We start from the raw sequence: 2,650 nt of genomic DNA, 5'->3' as shown, positions 1-2,650 counted from the left end.
TGAAGAACTAAGTGATTACCAACTGGTTCAAATCAATTGGTATCTGAATTCACGGCCACTTAAATGTCTTAATTGGCATACACCAATCGAGATCTTCTTGCTTAATTTACGTCATTAAATTCGTTCAAGTTATTTCTTGCAATCTGCCGAATAAAAAAGAAAATTTCGTTTTAGTCCAAGTAAGCCATCATCGACTTCAGCTTAGAATGACTACTGACGCAGGCACTGGCTTAATTAATCTTAGGGTTAGAACTCTGCGAATCTATTTTCTTTAATGACTGATCCCCAATTTAACAGCCAAGCAAAAAAACAGTAGCCCCACGACATCGGTCGTTTGGGACTACTGTTTTTTTCATATTTTGCTGGCTTACTTAAAGACCTTAGCCAACTGGTCAAAGTTCACGGTCCCCAAACCGGCCGCTTGGTTGTAAGTCTTACCCGGCTGGCCGACGTAGAACAGATTGCCGTTGTCCGTGTCGGAATCCAATTTGGTAAACGGCGACTGGCTCGTCTGTGCCAAAGCGTAGAGCTGCGGATTCCACAAGCCCATGCGTTTGCTGCGATTGCTGTTGATGATCGCAGCCATCGCGGCAAATTGCGGTGCGACCACGCTGGTCCCGCCGACCGTGCTCCAGCCATCGCGACTATCGTAGTCATCGTAACCCGTCAGCGGATCGGCGTTGGCCACCACATCAGGGTAGTTTCGCCCGCTGGCTTTACCGGTGATCAGGCTAGCATCCAGCCGCGGCAAGCCGTCGCTGGTCAAATACTGCCGGGCATTGTAGGTGTTCACCCCAGACACGCCCTTTTGATATTGCGGCGTCGCGTACAGCGTGGAAATACCGCCACCACTGCCGCTTTGCAACATACTCATTAAATCAGAATGCTTTTCGAAGAAGGCCTGGTCTTGGGCGTAGGCGTCAAACAGCGCATCGCCACCCCAAGTCCGTTCCTTGGCAATTTTGACGGTCACACCATTGGCCAGCGTGCCTGAAAACGGTAACGTGGTACCCCCAGTGGCCGTGACCCACGGGTTGTTGGCTGGGAAATTGGCGTAGATGCCCTCGCTGACATCCCCGTTTTTCGCCAATTCTTCACCATAAGCCCCGGTGTCGCCACTGGCCGCAAAGGTCGACACACCTTGAATCGCGCCTTGCGCCAACAGGGTATTCATGATGCTGCCGTAAAGTGGCGTCAACACGTGATATTTATTCAGGCTCTGCAAAACACCTTCAGACAAGCCCCAGCTGAGCGACAGGCTGCTGGCTTTATTCTCACCAAACGCCGTCGCAAAGGCATTGAGCCAGCCCACATCACTGAGTGACGCCGTGTACACGCGAATCTTGGCCTTCGGTGCTAAAGCCCCAGCCTGTTCGACGTCCAGCGCCGTTTCGGCATTGCCGGGGTCAACGTTGCCCCAGACATTCATGCCGCCGGTCGACTTCACACTGATGCGGCTGGCAGAATCCGCCACCCCTTCAGCCGACCAGAAATGGGTGATGTCTGCCTTGTTGACCTTACTAAAGCTGATGATGCCAATGGTTTGCCCACGCCCGGCATTGCTTTGGGCCAGGTTCGTCGCATGGTATTGGCTCAAGAAGTTTTGCGGGGCACCGTCGCTGGTCGGGCCATCGGTCGCCGTGCTGGTCGTCTGGGCCAAACTAGACAGCTTGACCAAATTGGTGATGCCGACGACGGCCTTGATGGGCTGGGCCACCTTCTTGGGTAGCTTCGGCGTTTTCTTAGAATACTGAATCTTCGTGCCGTGGTAGCGGGCCGTTTTTAACTTAGTCGCAAAGGTCTTATCGACCGCGCTGGCGCTACCCTTGATCTGCATGATCAGCCCATCATTAAAGGTCGTGACCTTAAACTTATGTGCTTTAAAGTATTTGGCTAACCGCTTAGTTGTGGTCGTTGATTGACCAAATTTCTGGCGGAACTGTTTGGGCGTTAAGTAGGACTTGAACTGCCGATTGCCGGCCGTATTGACGGCATAGGCGGTCTTAGTCAGTTCAGCTGAATGCCGGGTGTTTAAGACCAGGTCCAAGGTCACCGTCTTGCCGGATGAGACCTGCTGGACATTGGTCAATCCAGACAGCTGGTTTTCACGATACGGTGTGGCGACCGTGCTGGTGCTAGCCGCGGTGGCTTGAAGCCCACCGAAGCTGCCCAGTCCCACAATGAGGCCGGCCACGAGAAACCGAATTTTCATAGGACATCCCCTCCATTGGGCTTCATTATACGCTGATGTTAAGCGAAACGGCCGTTATAATTCCTGCCAAACGTCACATAATTAAATGGTCTAACCAAGCGCCCGCTAATGGGGAGATAGTCCATCAGTGAGCGAGCGTTACCGGTGGTTGGGCCCGGCCACGACTGGGGTCGTCCTGAGGGTGAACGGCCGGCAGTTTGGGCGATATGGCTAAATGCCGGTGTGCGCGACCACCCGAATCTATCAACTTCATCCCATAAAAAAGAGCTTGGGGGACTGCCCCAAACTCTGGTTCTATGATATTTGGTGTTGATAGAGAAATCTGTCGACATCATTTTTTGTATAATAAAAGGGACACACTGCCCCACAGCAAAATAGTCGACTAAAACCAATTGAAAGTGAGAATGACAATATGTCCCAAGAACAGTTTACAAGAAA

The 2,650-nt window shown here is 52.0% G+C and carries 1 protein-coding gene and 1 pseudogene; one reads left to right on the top strand and one right to left on the bottom strand.

Annotated features, from left to right (window positions below; translation table 11 throughout):
* A pseudogene (locus EKM83_RS13050) lies at positions 1-118 on the top strand (IS30 family transposase); the annotation flags it as partial.
* Between the two features lie 249 nt (positions 119-367).
* Here the strand turns inward: EKM83_RS13050 and EKM83_RS13045 are convergent.
* Complete coding sequence (locus EKM83_RS13045) at positions 368-2,212, bottom strand: S53 family peptidase (protein ID WP_125577966.1); 1,845 nt, start codon at positions 2,210-2,212, stop codon at positions 368-370.
* Positions 2,213-2,650: the final 438 nt, after the last annotated feature.

Source organism: Levilactobacillus angrenensis, assembly GCF_003946085.1.
Lineage (GTDB): Bacteria > Bacillota > Bacilli > Lactobacillales > Lactobacillaceae > Levilactobacillus > Levilactobacillus angrenensis.
Note: the sequence above shows the minus strand (reverse complement) of the source record. Positions and strands in the feature narration are given on the sequence as shown.